This is a genomic window from Eisenbergiella tayi, assembly GCF_001881565.1.
GTDB classification, from domain to species: domain Bacteria; phylum Bacillota; class Clostridia; order Lachnospirales; family Lachnospiraceae; genus Eisenbergiella; species Eisenbergiella tayi.
In genome coordinates, this window is record NZ_MPDJ01000015.1 from 26,574 (window position 1) to 41,434 (window position 14,861).

The 14,861-nt window shown below is 44.9% G+C and carries 18 protein-coding genes; 5 read left to right on the plus strand and 13 right to left on the minus strand.

The window, feature by feature from the left end:
* Positions 1–3: 3 nt before the first annotated feature.
* The 10 genes from BLA28_RS31260 to BLA28_RS31310 all read right to left on the minus strand — a co-directional run bounded on the left by BLA28_RS31260 (position 4) and on the right by BLA28_RS31310 (position 6,675).
* Positions 4–621: a helix-turn-helix domain-containing protein gene (locus BLA28_RS31260; protein ID WP_069156521.1), complete on the minus strand. Its 618-nt coding sequence runs from the start codon at positions 619–621 to the stop codon at positions 4–6.
* 166 nt (positions 622–787) lie between these two features.
* On the minus strand, positions 788–1,522 hold the full coding sequence (locus BLA28_RS31265) for an SIR2 family NAD-dependent protein deacylase (RefSeq protein WP_069155442.1): 735 nt from the start codon (positions 1,520–1,522) through the stop codon (positions 788–790).
* Between the two features lie 121 nt (positions 1,523–1,643).
* Positions 1,644–2,408: a class I SAM-dependent methyltransferase gene (locus BLA28_RS31270; RefSeq protein WP_069155441.1), complete on the minus strand. Its 765-nt coding sequence runs from the start codon at positions 2,406–2,408 to the stop codon at positions 1,644–1,646.
* A gap of 194 nt (positions 2,409–2,602) precedes the next feature.
* On the minus strand, positions 2,603–3,586 hold the full coding sequence (locus BLA28_RS31280; protein ID WP_069155439.1) for a DUF4003 family protein: 984 nt from the start codon (positions 3,584–3,586) through the stop codon (positions 2,603–2,605).
* The gene (locus BLA28_RS31285; protein ID WP_069155438.1) at positions 3,583–4,128 is read right to left on the minus strand and encodes a GNAT family N-acetyltransferase; all 546 of its coding nucleotides are present in this window, start codon (positions 4,126–4,128) and stop codon (positions 3,583–3,585) included. Before BLA28_RS31285 ends, BLA28_RS31280 begins: the two co-directional genes overlap by 4 nt.
* A 59-nt stretch (positions 4,129–4,187) precedes the next feature.
* On the minus strand, positions 4,188–4,718 hold the full coding sequence (locus BLA28_RS31290; protein ID WP_069155437.1) for an NUDIX hydrolase: 531 nt from the start codon (positions 4,716–4,718) through the stop codon (positions 4,188–4,190).
* Between the two features lie 82 nt (positions 4,719–4,800).
* Complete coding sequence (locus BLA28_RS31295; protein ID WP_069155436.1) at positions 4,801–5,334, minus strand: GNAT family N-acetyltransferase; 534 nt, start codon at positions 5,332–5,334, stop codon at positions 4,801–4,803.
* A gap of 60 nt (positions 5,335–5,394) precedes the next feature.
* Positions 5,395–5,727, minus strand: coding sequence for a MazG-like family protein (locus BLA28_RS31300; RefSeq protein WP_044972555.1), 333 nt, complete (start codon positions 5,725–5,727; stop codon positions 5,395–5,397).
* Positions 5,728–5,741: 14 nt separating this feature from the next.
* Positions 5,742–6,110 (minus strand): ACT domain-containing protein, encoded by a 369-nt coding sequence (locus BLA28_RS31305; protein WP_069155435.1) that lies wholly within the window; start codon positions 6,108–6,110, stop codon positions 5,742–5,744.
* Between the two features lies 1 nt (position 6,111).
* Positions 6,112–6,675, minus strand: coding sequence for an RNA 2'-phosphotransferase (locus BLA28_RS31310; RefSeq protein WP_081329755.1), 564 nt, complete (start codon positions 6,673–6,675; stop codon positions 6,112–6,114).
* A gap of 350 nt (positions 6,676–7,025) precedes the next feature.
* On the opposite strand from BLA28_RS31310, the gene BLA28_RS31315 reads away from it, so the two are divergent.
* The 5 genes from BLA28_RS31315 to BLA28_RS31335 all read left to right on the plus strand — a co-directional run bounded on the left by BLA28_RS31315 (position 7,026) and on the right by BLA28_RS31335 (position 12,768).
* Positions 7,026–8,246 (plus strand): winged helix-turn-helix domain-containing protein, encoded by a 1,221-nt coding sequence (locus BLA28_RS31315; protein ID WP_069155433.1) that lies wholly within the window; start codon positions 7,026–7,028, stop codon positions 8,244–8,246.
* 90 nt (positions 8,247–8,336) lie between these two features.
* A complete protein-coding gene (locus BLA28_RS31320; RefSeq protein WP_069155432.1) occupies positions 8,337–9,422 on the plus strand; it encodes a helix-turn-helix domain-containing protein in 1,086 nt (361 codons plus the stop codon).
* Positions 9,409–11,133, plus strand: coding sequence for an ABC transporter ATP-binding protein (locus BLA28_RS31325; RefSeq protein WP_069155431.1), 1,725 nt, complete (start codon positions 9,409–9,411; stop codon positions 11,131–11,133). Before BLA28_RS31320 ends, BLA28_RS31325 begins: the two co-directional genes overlap by 14 nt.
* A gap of 47 nt (positions 11,134–11,180) precedes the next feature.
* Positions 11,181–11,939: a TIM barrel protein gene (locus tag BLA28_RS31330; RefSeq protein WP_069155430.1), complete on the plus strand. Its 759-nt coding sequence runs from the start codon at positions 11,181–11,183 to the stop codon at positions 11,937–11,939.
* Positions 11,940–12,543: 604 nt separating this feature from the next.
* Positions 12,544–12,768, plus strand: a complete 225-nt coding sequence (locus BLA28_RS31335; RefSeq protein ID WP_069155429.1) for a hypothetical protein — start codon at positions 12,544–12,546, stop codon at positions 12,766–12,768.
* A gap of 141 nt (positions 12,769–12,909) precedes the next feature.
* Here BLA28_RS31335 and BLA28_RS31340 read toward each other — a convergent pair whose 3' ends face one another.
* From BLA28_RS31340 to BLA28_RS31350, 3 genes are all read right to left on the minus strand, one after another.
* The gene (locus BLA28_RS31340) at positions 12,910–13,350 is read right to left on the minus strand and encodes a hypothetical protein (protein ID WP_069155428.1); all 441 of its coding nucleotides are present in this window, start codon (positions 13,348–13,350) and stop codon (positions 12,910–12,912) included.
* 66 nt (positions 13,351–13,416) lie between these two features.
* Positions 13,417–13,938: a DinB family protein gene (locus BLA28_RS31345; protein WP_069156520.1), complete on the minus strand. Its 522-nt coding sequence runs from the start codon at positions 13,936–13,938 to the stop codon at positions 13,417–13,419.
* Between the two features lie 34 nt (positions 13,939–13,972).
* A complete protein-coding gene (locus BLA28_RS31350; RefSeq protein ID WP_069155427.1) occupies positions 13,973–14,767 on the minus strand; it encodes an MBL fold metallo-hydrolase in 795 nt (264 codons plus the stop codon).
* Positions 14,768–14,861: the final 94 nt, after the last annotated feature.

A 14,861-nucleotide genomic window follows, 5' to 3' on the forward strand; every position in this document is an offset into this window, starting at 1 on the left:
CTTTCATTCCGGCCAGTTCATCTGTTCCTTTGCAACGCCCCGTTTTTCACATTCCCTGCATACTCTTTCCTTATCCGGAAGATTCCCGATTTCATATCGGAGCACCAGCCCGTTAAATACAATATACTTCATATTCCCTGATTTAAAATCTGCAAACCAGGCTTCCCCGCCGTCTGTCCCTCCCGACAGTGCCCCGGACAGCAGTTCCGGAAAATCAGGACGGGAGGAAGTAAAATAGATGGCCGTCCAATACTTCGGATCCCCTCCCGCATTCCAGATTTCCACTTTATTCATGGATACGGCATCCAGAATCTCATCCCGATCAAGGCTCTCTTTGATGATTATCCCCTCATAGATTCCGGATTCAGCATCATTTATGGCATTTAATCCACAGGTGCCGGTCTTTTTCACCCCGTTAACCACAAGTTCATCTTTTAAAAGAACATCCAGAGAAACCTGAAACGTATTTGCAAGAAGCAACAGCCTGTCCGTTTCAGGCAGCGCTATATCCGCCTCCCATTTGGAAATGGATTGTCTGCTGACTTTGCAGATTTCTGCCAGTTCCTCCTGGGAAAGCCCTTTCTCTTTACGCAGTTGTTGTATTTTTTCTGATAGCTTCAATGTTTTATCCCCCTTTCTTTTTCTTATTATAAAGTAAATCTGCAGATTTTCCACCAATTGCAGAGTGCATTTATGCAACCGGGAAGTGACCGGCGGCAGTCATTTCCTATGGCTGACGGATTTCTCTGTACGAAAAAAGCGCTCCGCAGAGCGCCTTTCAGATTTACTAACAATATCCCAGCTGGGAAAGAATATTTTTTGGCTGGTCAATAAAAACCATATCCGCATTGTCATCCAGGAAATGTCTTTCTTTATGAATCATAATAAGCCATTTTCCATGGAAATATTTAATATAATGGGCGAATACCTCCGAATTCAGTGTGGTTCCCAAAAGCAGCAGTACCTGCGCATCATGAATCGCCTGCGAAGCCTGGGAAATCAGATGCGGATCCGTCATTTCACCGAAAAAGAACAGACCGGGACGTATGGGAATGCCGCACTTCTCGCATGCCGGAATTCCTTTCACATGCTTAATATATTCCACAGAATATTCCCTCCCGCAGCGGAGGCAGTAATTGTGATAAATACTTCCGTGAAGATCTATCACATTTTTACAGCCAGCCCTCTGGCTTAATTCGTAAATGTTGCTGCTGATCACGCACTGCAGCTTTCCCGCCTGTTCCATTGCCGCTAAAACTCGTCCGGAATCTGTGGGTTCCGGCGCATTTATAATCATTTCCTCTTTGTAAAAATCAAAAAACTGCTTCGGACGGGTATGGTAAAAAGCGCTGGTGAAAATCTCTTCCGGCGAATGACCATATTTCTTTTCTATATCATAGGCTTTATCCGCATATTTTACTCCGACAAATCCCCCTTCTTCCATCATCCCGGATCCGCATAAAGCAACCGTATAGCTGCTTTCATCCAGAATTCTTCTTAAAATGGCTATTCTATCATCCACTTATTACCTCCCGGGGAATTCCATTCCACCTGTTGCTTGCTAATGAATACTTCTGACTGGGTTATTATATAATTATTTCCCCAATTTTACTATTCATAACATGGAAATGGAAAAAACCGCTTTAGCCTTCGCCGTTTCCTCCCCTCTTTTTTTCCAGCTCCCAGAAAAGGAACAGGGGGATTTTCTGCAGCCAGCCAAGACCGGGAAATTTTTTTATCTGATTTTGTGTTGGGATCGGTTCCGTTAAGTCAGTGACCGAAAAGCCGCATGCAACGAAGGCCTTCACGTAATCCTGAAGTGTCCTGTGCCTCCATATTACAGGCTTATCCACATCCTTATATAAGGCTCTTTCCCATAAAACGGGATGAAAATAATCCTCAACCGTCACTTTCTTTTCCGTATCATCTCCGCTCCAGGTTATTTCCTTTCCATAAAAACAGGGGTGCAGAACGCTGGCGACAAGCTTTCCTCCCGGTTTCAGCACGCGCATGATTTCTCTTAGCGTACCCTGCAGATCTTCACAGTCCATAAGCATCATGGAACAAAGCACTCTGTCAAAGCTCTCTTCCGGAATTCCATAAAGATCGTCGCTGTTCCGCACAAAATGCCTGATGTCCAGGCATTCCTCCAGGGCCTTTTCAGCCGCATATTCAATGAAAAAGGAAGAAGAGTCCACAGAGTATACTCTGGCCCCGGCTGCGGCCAGTTCCCGGGAATAACCGCCTTCACCACAGCCCAAATCCAGTATATCCATTCCTCTTACATCTCCCAGATATTCCAGTGTATAGGGCATAATAAAAAACATCCTGAAATCGTTGGACTGAGCAAGGGCAATCCACTCTTCATCTTCCTGTTTCCACCCGATAGCAGAGCTGTCCTGACGCATAATTCTCTCCTTTCACATATAATTCTGCAGCTATATATTTGATTTCTGTCTTTTTTCTGGCAGGGATATACCGGTACTTCTGATTTGCCGGATATCCTGCCATAAGAGTTCCATATACCTTAGAGCCTTCCGGAATTTCCAGAAGTTCCCAGCATTCCAGCAGAAGATTGAGAAAACGGGTAAGATAGCTAATCTTATGAAGAAGAGGAGGAACTGGAAGCAGCCGCTGCCGCCGCAACAGCAGCGCACATCGCCGCCTGCTGTGCCACAATCATGGATATAGTCCCGTTAATTGCCGCCGTCTGCAGCGTATTTCTTTCCAGATATTCAGCCTGCACAAGCATTCCCGCATACATCAGACGCTGGCGTTTTCCGACGCCGAAAGCGCCGAAGCCCTTCTGCCCGGCCAGGAAATCATCCGCTTCCATCATATCACTTACGATATCCCTTACATCCCCCTCAGACAAAGCAAGAACTCCTAATGTAGGCAGTTCATAGCTGGTGCCATATTTATAGCCTCTCTCTTTCAGCCGATCAAACAAGGCCAGAGTCTTACTGCATTTTTCTGCCGCCATCCCATCTCCCAATGCAAGTACCTGACTTAAAGACTGAACTGCATTTCCTGAAAAGAAATTAGGCTTTAATATCTCATAACACTGCTCCATACCAGTGATCAACTGTTCATTCGGCTTCTGCGACAGAGAAAGAAGCGCGGCAAAGGCACTGTCCTCTCCGGATGTCAGCATAGGATGATTTGCCTTCATTTCTTTGTAAATTTCTTTTGTCCGCCGGGCAATATATTCGTAATTCTGCTCCTCCGCCAGCTGCGCAATTGCCACAGCGGCCACCGGAAGATAATGGGAAGCCATAAAGTTCTCCTTCAAAAGCTCATATACCCGCAGTGTCCGGGCCAATGCGGCATCCGGTTCTTCACTCACTGCCATAATGGATACTACAGGAAGCTTAATAATGCTGCGGAAACCGGAGAACACACCTGTCTGCTGCTTCAAAATCCCCACACAATTCTTCAGCAGTGATCCCTCCGCCTCTTTTTCGTTTAAGGTAAAAATAGCGGCACAAAGGGGATACAGATAGGCGTTTTCCCATCCGAAGTTTTCCTTGATTCTGTCTCTGTTGCGTATAAACTGCTCACATCTTGTCTGAATACTGTCTTTCATACACACTCCTTGTCTGCGTCTGCGCGCCACTCTTCTTTTAATATTCCATATTCATAAGTATCCTGCCATAAAGGCTCCCCTGCTTCATCGCAGAAAAAATAAATATTCCGGATAAGCGTCCCTTCCCTCCTGAAGCCCAGACGTTCCAACAATTTCCAGGAAGACTGATTCTGAGGATTGCACATGGCAACAAGCCTTCTTGCTCCCCACTCTTCAAAAGCCTGGGTAATCAGGGCTGCAGCGCTTTCATAGGCATACCCATTCCCCCAGAAATCACTGTTAAATACGTAACCCAGCTCCCAGGTATCATAATCGCCTTTGGACAAATACAGATTCCCTATTACCTTACCTAATTTCAGGGCAACCGCATAAAAGTCCGGATCCTCCGCCCTGCGGGCCGCCTCTTCTGCCGCTGCCTGTCGGGAATACAGGGTGTAGGGCTCATATTTTACCACCTCTTCCCTGGAAAGATAATCATATAAATCCCCTTTATCTTCCTCAGAAAAATATCTGATAAAAAGACGTTCTGTTTCAAGCAGCATAAATTAAGTCTCCTTTTCTCACAATATCCATGCGACAAGCAAAAGAATACAGGCTGTTTCTACTCATAGAAAGAAAACGCATACAGCAGCGCCAGCATGGACACCCCGCAATGTATTTCTTTATTTTTGAGCATATACATTATATCGCCCCTTTTCTTCCATTTTTTACAATTAACTTCATTTTCATCAAATAACTTTTCTTCCGACTTGACTTTCGCGCCGTAAATATGTATCAGAAGATCCGACATACCGTTATTCGGGTTCTCACTGCACAGATAAACCAGCTCCTCCAGTTCACATCCGGTTTCCTCCATACATTCCCTCCGGGCCGCTTCCTCCGGGCTCTCCCCGTCTTCTATCCTTCCCGCGGGAATCTCCCATTCAAGCTGTCCTGTGATATATCTCTTGGACTGAATGATAAGGATTTCGTCCTTATCATTGCAGATGACTACACAGACTGATTCATGCGGGAAGTGAAGCCTGTGGTAACTGTCGATTATACTGCCGTCCGGCATTTTTACCTTATCTTCATATAAGGAAATCCAATCGCTCTCATAAATAGTTCTGCTGGCAAGTCTTTCCGGCATCATACGGATTATTCTCCTCTTCCTGGCTTATTCATTGACTGCAAAATACGACTGTTGTTCTGCTCTTCAGGTTCTTATCACAACACTATAATATATATTCAAATACATCAAATTCCTGATTTACCCCATCTATTTCTGCTGCCCATTTTGTAACACCTCGAAAACCGCATTTTTCATATAAACGGCGGGCGGGAACATTTTTATAATGCGTATCCAGCCTAAGCGTTTTTGCTCCGGCCTGACGGCAGTAATTTATTCCATATGTTATCATCTGTTCTCCCAGTCCCTTCTTTCTGTATGACGGATTAACGACTAAAGTATGCATGACCATTACTTCTTTATCATCACAATGTATTCCCCATGGGATTTTCCTGTATTCCGGATGCTGCTTATTATCAAGGATAAAGGAACCTTCCAGCTTTCCGCTAAGCTTAAGAACAAATAAAGTATCTTTCTGCAGCGCCTCCAGGGCATCCCTTCTGACGGGATATTTTCCCTTTTGCCAATTGGGAAAGCAATAATTTACATTATCTGAAAAATATGTATTCACCGCATCATATAATTCTGAAATAGAATCGATATCCTCCGATACTGCTTTGGTAATCACTGTTTTTTCCATTCTGTTTTCTCCGTTCTTCCTATACTGAAACCAAATGGGAAAAGAAAATATGATAAAATATTACACGCCCCGTGACTTCAAATCCCGGTCCTCTTCTTCCCTGGCAGCCGCATGGGCTTCTTCCAAATCTATACCGTAACAATCCGCAATACGGATGAGCTGACCAAATATATCAGCCAGTTCGTTCCCTATATTTTTTTCCAGCCCCACAGGCCTTTCTCCCTTGTACGAATAATATTCCTCTTTCAACATGATGCACTTGGATAAATCTCCCACCTGTTTGCTCAGTTCGATCATTGCCCCGTTTACTCCCCACGGCTTTCCTTCCACCTTTTCAAACCTGTGGTATATCCCTCTGTAAAGCTCAATTGCTTCCTGAAATGACATTCCCATACCGATAAACCTCCTTATTTTTTTATTATATATCCATTATCACTAAGGACCCGCAGTGCGTCCTCAAAGTTTTCTTTTTTTGTAAGTATGTAATCTGTGTTATATGTGGATATCGCAAAAACCCCTATTTTATTATCTGCCAGAAGGGTCGTTATCCGGGACAGGATGCCAATCAGGGAAAAATCAAGAACGCCCTGTATCCTGAAGGCCTTCCATCCGTCATCACGGCTAAGGGTATTGTCCGGCACAGATTCGGTGCTGCATACAAGAGACAGTTCCTCATCCGTTTTCCCGATAAAAATGTAATCGTCTTCAAACTTTATTTGTGATAAATTCTCCGGTTTACAAATGGAAAAATCCTGATCTATAACTTTAATTTCCAATTCAGACACCCCTTTCCTTATTTTCGGTTCCTTGCTCCGGATACAGAGTCTCTATATACTCCACAGGAACCTTTTGGGTCAGCCAGACCTGATTTTGGGACAGATAAAATTTATACCCGGCATCCCGCATTCTTCCGGCATAAATTTTCAATATTACCGGATTTCCATGTCGTTTTCCAACGTTTACCGCCGTTTCCGTTGTGGAGCTTAAGTGAACATATATGCGGCTCCGTCCGGTAAGTCCTTCCTCCATAATGGCGTTTAAAAAGCGATCGGCCGTTCCGTGATACAAAATCTCTGGAGGCTCCGCTTCCTTTAATTCTACATCCACCGGAACGGAATGTCCCTGATTCGCACGGATTTGGACTCCTGCCTCATCATAGGAATATCTTCCCTTCTCATCCGTTCTCACTATTTCTGAAAGACACTCTTCATTAAATTCCGGCCATTCTTTTTTTAATGTATGAATCACTTCGGTGACCGGGGTCCATCCATGTTCATCAATGAAATCTTTATCATGTCTCAGTAAATAAGACAATTTTTTGCTTGCTCTTGTCATATCCATATATTTATTCCTCATTTTCTATTTTTCGTCACCCATTTTATTTTTTCCTGTACATAAAAAGCAGCACATGTGCAATGACTTTTGCTCCCGCCATAGTTCACTTATCCGCTCCACCCCAAACCGCCTACTGATTTAGGCCTATTATACACTATTTCGTTCAAGAAAGGAAATTCATTCGATTCATACTTCTTTCCGTTCTTCTCTAATAAATATTGGAAGACATTTTTTCCATAAAAAAATCTTCTTTTCATTACTATGACATACTGTTGTCACACTTTATCCGGTATAATAAAGCTAAATACTCCAGCCGAAAACTATATTCACACAAGAAAGGATCCTGGTAAAAAACTATGCTTACTCTCACAAACAAACAGGCCCGTCAATTTATCCTCCTGAAACACGGGCTGCTTGGCGCCCACAAGTTCATCGGAAAACAGGGTGCGCTGGAATTTGTGCGCCAGGCCGGCTGCATCCAGTTCGATCCGGTTGATTCCTGCGGCAAAAACGCGGAGCTTACCCTGCAGTCCCGTGTCAAAAATTTTACCAAACAGACCCTGTCCGAACTGCTTTATACGGATAGAAGCCTGGTCGATTTTCCCGACAAAAATCTCTCCATCTTTCCGACCGAAGACTGGCCCTATTTCCAGCGCTACCGTCAGGCGGCAAAGGATGGCGGCAGGAATTTTCCGGAACTGGAAGAACTGGAAAAGCAGGCGATAGAATATATCCGTATAAACGGAGCCGTAAGCTCTGATGATTTACCCATGCAGGGTAGCATACACTGGCATTCCTCCATTCACTGGAGCGGTGTCTGGAACGGAAATACCAATGCCGCAAGGGCCGTATTGGAACAGCTCTATTCCACAGGCGTACTCATCATCCATCACAAAAACGGAAGCAGGAAATATTATGATCTGGCCGATAAATACCTGCCCGCACAGCTTTTGGATTCCCCCGATCCCCTGCCGGATGACTTTGCACATAAAAAATGGCGTGTCCTGCGCCGTATAGGGGCTGTCGGGCTTCTATGGAACCGTCCGTCAGATGCATGGCTGAATATCTGGGATATGAAATCACCGGAACGGATTCAGATCTTCAAAGAACTGCTTTCCGAAGAAAAAATTCTTGCCGTTCAGGTGGAAGGTATTTCCGCGGAACTGTATTACCGCGCCGAGGATCACCCTCTTCTGGAAACAGTCCTTGAAAACCGGGATTACAAACCACGCTGCGAATTTCTCGCGCCTCTGGACTGCTTCCTGTGGGACAGAAAACTGATAAAGGCCTTATTCGGCTTTGAATATTCCTGGGAAATTTATACGCCTGCCCCCAAACGCAAATATGGCTTTTACGTACTTCCCATCTTATATGGCGACCGCTTTGCCGGCCGTATAGAAGCGGTTTGCCAGTCGAAAACCAACGTACTGCTGGTCAAAAATATATGGTATGAAGATGGTGTCAGGCAGACTAAAAAGCTGCTGTCGGAAATAGATAAAACGCTGAAACGCTTTGCCCGATTCAACCAATGCGGCAGCATTCAGTTTGAAACGCCTGAACGCCGGGAGCTTTCCTGACAGGAAATATTTTTCTTTCCTGATATTACTATCCATCGCTTCTCATGCCCGGCCATTTCCGGTATGATGAATAAAAAGGGGGATAGTATTATGAAAATACTGTTAGCAGAAAATATACGTTTCTTCCGCAAAGCGTCCGGGCTGACTCAGGAGCAGCTGGCGGAGGCCATGGGTGTCACCGTGGGTGCCGTCTCCAAATGGGAAAGCGGCGCCACCACGCCTGACCTTTCTTCCATCCTGGAGCTTGCGGCCCTATTTGCCGTTTCTGTAGATGTGCTGCTCGGTTATCAGCTGCAAGACACAGATGCCCGTCAGCTGGCAGAAAAAATCCATGCGCTGATGTTAGATAAACGCTATGAGGAAGCCCTTCGGGAATCCAAAAAGGCTCTGTCAAAATATCCTAACCACTTCGATATCGTCTACCGCTCCGCTGACTTATATCACGCAGCAGGGATAGAACAAAGGAATCACGAGCTCCTTCAGCAGGCCCGCGGGTTATTGGAACATAGTCTCCGGCTTCTGAATCAAAATACCAATGCTCAAATCGACGAAGCTGTAATCCAGATTCAAATTGCAAAGCTCTATGCCGCCGCAGGGGAAACAGACCGTGCCCTTACTCATTATAAAAAACATAACTGGGCAGGAATAAATAACGGGCGAATCGGCACTCTCCTTTCCTCTGCAGGCCGCTATGAAGAGGCACGGCCATACCTCTCCGCTTCTGCACTGGAGCAAATCACAGAACTGATCCAGGTAACCATAGGTATGTCTGCCTGTGCCGCTCAAACCGGCGGCCCATCGGAGGCCTTTGAGGTACTGAGTTGGATGCGCCAGGTTCTTGAAGGTTTAAAAATTCCCGGCAAAGTCTGCTATCTGGATAAAGCGGATGTATTTCTGCTTCATCTGCAGGCACAGCTTTGTGCGGATGCGGGAGATCTGCCCGCCGCAAAGGACTGTCTGCAAAAAGCAGTCCGGACAGCCCGTCGTTTCGACGCCGAGCCCGTCTATACCATGAAAAATATCCGTTTTTATCATGAGAAAGAACCCCTGCTCCTTTCCGACAGCTTCGGCGAAACAGCCATGCAGGGGCTGGAAAACAGCATTCTCCACGGAACCGCTGAAAGCAGTCAAATACTGCGGGAGATCTGGAGGGAAATCATAAATGAATCCGAATGACAGGAAACAGCGGCGCAGGGCTCTTACCCGATGCTTTTTCTTCCATAACCGCACAGCCGCCTTTCTGGCAATGTCCGCAGTGATACTGAATATCCCTCTGAACCTGGCCGTTGCCTGGCAGATGCAGCAGCTGATTGATATCGCCGCAGGCTCTCCTTCCGCATTTACCCTTCCTCAAATCAGCGCTGCCCTGGCTCTGTCCTTTGCTGTCATGGCGGCAATCATGGCGCTTGGCAGCTATGCCCGCCCGCTTTTCATAGAACGCGCGGTTCGGCAATACCGGGATTACACCTTTGAACAGCTCACCCGGAAAAGTACAGCCGCTTTTCATACCGAGAATACCTCCGCTTATCTTTCGGCCCTGACAAATGATACGGTAAGTATTGAGACCAATTATCTGCCCGCCCTGTTCACCCTCCCAGGTAATTTACTGCTGCTTATCGGTTCTTTCGCCCTGATGCTTTATTACAGTATTCCCCTGACTCTGGCGGCCGCTGCAGCAGCCCTGCTGCCGCTCGCCGCGTCTCTGATGGCCGGTAGCCGTCTTTCCTGTCAGGAGAAAAAGGTATCGGACCAGAATGAAAGCTTCATGGCCGCCCTTCAGGACATGTTGTCGGGTTTTCCTGTCATAAAGAGCTTCAAGGCCCAACCGGAGGCTGTCCGGCTTTTTTCCCTCCGCAATGCTGCCAGCCTGAAAAGCAAATGCAGCGCCAACCGGACAAGAATTATTCTGCAGAATATTTGTGCTGCCGCCGGACAGCTGGCATTATTTCTCGTTTTTATGCTGGGTGCACTTCTCGCAATAAAGGGATATGGCGTTACCGCCGGTGTGGTTTTAGTATTCGTACAGTTAATGGATACCGCGGAATCATCCATATCACAGCTTCCCCAAATCTGGGCAAACCGCAGTTCCGCCAATGCTCTGATTGACAAGCTGGCAGCCGCCTTATCCTGCGGCAAAGAACAGAATGGGATTCCCGCGCCCCATACGCTTCAGGACTCCATAACCTTACAAAACCTGAGCTTTTCCTACTCACAGGAGATACCGGTGCTACAAAATATCACCTACTGCTTTGAAGCCGGCAAAAAATATGCCATTGTCGGCAATTCCGGCAGCGGAAAATCAACCCTGCTGGAGCTCCTTCAGGGAGGTTATACAGGCTATCAGGGGCAAATCCGGTATGACGGCAGAGAGCTGCGCTCCTTCAGGCCGGATTCCCTGTATAACCTTATTTCCGTCATACAGCAGAACGTATTTCTCTTTAACAGCTCCATCCTGGATAATATCACCATGTTCCGTAATTTTCCCGAAGAAAAAACAGCGCTTGCTGTCCGCCGCGCCGGGCTGGAATCCCTTCTTGCTGCCCGGGGCGCCGATACCCCGTGCGGAGAAAACGGAAGCTCTCTCTCCGGTGGTGAGCGGCAGCGCATTTCCATAGCCCGATGCCTGCTGCAAAGCACACCTGTATTATTGGCCGACGAAGCCACAGCATCGCTGGATTCCGCCACCGCCTTTGAAATAGCCTCCTCCATCCTGTCACTGGACGGAATCACCCGGATACTTGTCACACACCGCCTGGAGGAACCTCTTCTCCGCCGTTTCGACGAAATCCTGGTATTAAAGGATGGACGACTGACAGAGCATGGTTCCTTTGACAGCCTTATGGAAAATAAAGCTTATTTTTATTCCCTGTTTACCATATCCCAGTAAATTGCAATATGATATAATCTTCTAAAGGTTTTCAACAGAGGGTTGGAATGCTTCACAGAAAGGAATCGTGGAAAATGATCCGAATCGGCAGAGGTGGTTTATGGAATAACAGCTATAAGGACGAAATTGTTTTTTGCAAAAAGAATCATTTTGACTTTATACAGATATGGTTTAAAGATGGGGAACTGCTTGTAAATGACCTTCCGTCCCCCAAAGAAGAATATATAAAAAAAGCCGGGTTCCCTGTCATCCTTCATGCGCTTTTCGAGCCTGATGATTTTGAACGATACGGGAACCGGCTGCTGGATTTGGTTTCCTTTTTCGGAGACAAGGAAGTGATTGTACATCCTGTCTGCAAAAAGAAAGCTGTGGATCCGCAAACAGAGTATGAGCTGGCTGAACATGTACTGGATTTTTCTCAAAAAGCCAAAGCAAGAGGTATTATCTGGTATCTGGAAAACAACAGTGTTTTAGACATCTTTCACTATAAAAAAGAAGATCTTGAAATAGTTTATAAAGCCGATTCCTATGTGGAACAACTGCTGGATATCGCCCACATTGATAACTATCAGCACCTGGAAGATATCATATCCGTTAAATTCCCCAGGTGCCTTCACGCCGCCGGAAAACATTTTGCCGTCCCTCATGAACATCTGCCCTTAACCTGCGGAGATATTGACTACAAGCTTGTTTTTCAGAAATATCTGCATGGATACAGCGGCCGGATCATACTTGAGGTGGATGGAAGCGGCGAAGAAATGGAAGCCTCCAAGCGGATCCTGGATAAGGCGGTTTTATATGCGTGACCTTTAATTTACTATATAATCAATCACATACTTAGTTAAATACATATTTTAGGTTACCTTTTACAGTCCCTTTGTGCCTAGTCTGCCCTGCAGACTCTCTGTCGGGTATTACGCTCCACTCAGGAACTTCGTTTTCTGCAGGGAAGGTGGACACTATAGAACTATATTCTCTCTCTTTTACTGAATTCCTGCCTGCCGCTGTAAACAATTTTATTTCATGCAGATATGTATCCAGATTGGAATCGAAGGCTCTTTCCTAGCTATAGGCAGAGTTTGAAAAGAACGAGAAATAATGTCAGCAAGAAAAGGAAAAAACGAGAAAGCGGTGTTGAGCTTTTTTAGTTGACTCCATTATCGATAAAACATATAATATAATTGAACTTAATAGACATTTTTATTTAGGAAGGGATACAAAGAAGGCAGAAACATTGGAAGAATATAGATAATTACAAATGATAGAACAAAACATACCAATCAATATTATTAAACAGTTTATCGGAAATTCCGATGAAGTATTTGGACTCAATCAAGAAATGTATGATAAATTTTAGATACCAATAATCAGACTGAGTATTTATAGATTGAAAAGGGAAATGGAGTATAGATGGCAAATGATAATACCATCTTGATTTATCAGGATGAAAATGAAATAACAAAAATATCAGTTCGGTTTGCTGATGAAGATTTGTGGCTTACCCAAAATCAACTGGCTGAAATCTATGATACGACGCAGCAGAATATCAGCCAGCATATTGAAGGTATTTATCAGGATAAGGAACTCGATAGAAAAGCAACTAACAAGAAATTCTTGTTAGTTCGAACGGAATGAGAATGTTGGAAAGTGATTTTGACAGAGTTGTGAAGCAACTTATGAAAAAAGATAAGTAAATTTATTTGTCCCTAAATTGAATAAATTCTGTAACAATTAAGCAGGTGCGGACAGTTATCCTCCTTCTGTCCGCACCTGCTCTCATTTAATAAAAACCTTCTGGGAGCAGCAGTTTCCTCCCCGCAGAAACGTTTCCACCAGCTCAACCCTGACCGGCCGTTCAAAAATGGTACTCCATACCTTCTGATGAAAGCCCAGCGTACAGTTACAGAAAACCGGTGAATGAACATAACCCGCTCTCACAATAGAACAGTCACAGCCTTTCCCCCTGTTATAGGTCAATAAAAAACCGTCCTCCTCCGGCACACATTCCGCACCCGTGTGCCGGCTGATAATACGCGCAATCTCTTCTATCCGCTCAACCCCGGCCAATTCTTCTTTCAATCCTCCCATACCCGGAAGAGCATTTCTCTCCGCACAGCGCCCTCCGCATTTTTTCAGTAATCCCTGGCAAATCTCCTGGTTTTCATTGCTGCTGATTTCGCCCAGCAAATCTTCAAGCCAATTACCCATTTCATCCATAAAGCAGTTTCCTCCTGATTAAAATACTTTTATAAATGTACCATAAAACAGTTCCTCTTTATCGTTTTAAAAATACTTATCATATTCTCCCTGCAAAATTGCCCCTTCCAACCCTGCCACTCTCGGCCAAAGCCCGGTTTCCGCCACAATAAAGCCCATGATCATCCCCATATGGGTATGCAGATGGCGAAACTGTGCCAGTATCAGCGTAAATTTTGTATACTCGCAGCCCTCCGGCTTTTCCAAAAGCCTGCCGTCTTTCAGGGAACGGACATACTCCTCCGTTTTTTCCCGTATCTGAAAATAGTAGGCGTCAATCTCTTCTCTTTTCAGATGCCTGTCAGATACCACATCAAGATTATTCAGATTTTCCACATGTATGGACGGCTCCTTAAAATCCCTGTCTCTCGGATTGATAAACCACAAATCAAGAGAATGCAGCATATGGTAAATATGTTTCCAAACCGGCATCCCGCAATATTCTTTATTCCAATATTCATCCGGGACACAGTCAATCACATTCTTCACTTCCCACAATGCCCGTTCCGTCTGGTCTGTGATGATATATGTTAAATTGTCCTGTTTCAATATTGCTGCCTCCTTTCTTTTATATCCATACATACTAAATATCAATGGATTTTCCGCATGACAGATAGCCTACATCAGGGAGTTGGCGGGCCAGAAATTGATATGCTTCTGAACCTGTACAGTGGCAAGTATAAAACCGGATTCCATCATATTTCTGCAGCTCCTGTGCTATATTATTTAATAAAGAAACCGGTTCCGTTTTTTTCGTCAATGGATTAAATAAATGAAAACCTCCGATACAGACCTGAGGGCTGAATGCTGCTGCCTTCTCCATGATATTTACGATTCCGGTATGCCCGCAGCCTGTTATAAGCACCGTTTTCTTATCCCTTATAAGCAGATTCTGCTCATGGAGGAAATCATCTTTTCCCGACTTATTATATAACGCATCATTCGCACCGGAATAACACTTATCCCGGCGGCTGACGGTAAACAGGCTCAGTTCTTCATCGATTTGATAATCACCTTCTGTCAGTACAATCTGCGGATTGCTTTTCAGATCCGCATCAAGACCTACATTGACTTTCAGAAAAAGGAATTTACTGTAATGCGGTTCAAAGGCCGTCCTCTGCACATATATCCTGGCTTTTCCATTCACCTGCAGGAAACGTTTCAGCGCCCCTCCGTGATCCATATGTCCATGAGAAATAATAACCGTATCCACCTCGGATAAATCAATATTCATAATTTCTGCATTTTTAAACAGCGTATCGTCCGGGCCTAAATCAAATAATATTTTATGCTTCTGCGTTTCTATGTACAGGGATAACCCATGTTTGGGAATTGTCCTGCCTTCGCTTTTATTTTCAACTAATGCTGTGATTTTCATTTTGGCTCCAATCTAAGTAAGTTTTTATTATAAAAGTGGCCTTATTTTTGATAGTTAATTTCAAGGCAATATGATAAAATATCACTATGCAGCC